At 38.8% G+C, this 523-nt stretch carries 1 pseudogene; it reads left to right on the top strand.

Annotated features, from left to right (window positions below):
- Positions 1-523 (top strand): annotated as a pseudogene (locus IGI58_RS18225) (tape measure protein); the annotation flags it as partial.

Raw genomic sequence — 523 nt, 5'->3', positions numbered from 1 at the left:
AAAAAATAATATGATCGCAGTTTGGGAAAACATCGCAGAAGCAGCGGGGAATATATGGGGATCTATCACTGATATCATCTCGAATTTCTTGCTAAACATGAAAATGGCTGGGCTTAATATTTGGTACGGCATCAAGAATTCATTCCTTAATATTTGGAATGAGTTATCCAGTCGAGCTGTTGAAATATGGGGAAATGTAAAAACGTATTTCAGCGATTTATGGACAGGGATGAAAGAGAATGCTGCTCAAAGTTGGACAGATTTGAAAGTAAGTGTGGCGACTACCTGGGAAAACCTCAAACAAGGTGCTGCAGATACCGCCAACTCAATAGGAACCTTTTTTGTCGAAGGTTGGGCTTCTCTAAAAGAAAACACTGCTCAAACTTGGGAAAATATCAAAAAAGGCACAGTTGATGGGTGGGAAGCAATTAAAAAATTCTTTTCAGATACTGTAAACAATATGGTTGAAGGTGCTAAAAATGCTTGGGAAAATCTGAAAAAAAGCGTCCGAGACACAGTAGAG

It is taken from the genome of Enterococcus sp. AZ020 (assembly GCF_050499205.1).
Lineage (GTDB): Bacteria > Bacillota > Bacilli > Lactobacillales > Enterococcaceae > Enterococcus_L > Enterococcus_L dunnyi.
The sequence above is the reverse complement of the archived record's forward strand: the minus strand, read 5'-3'. Positions and strand labels throughout refer to the sequence as shown.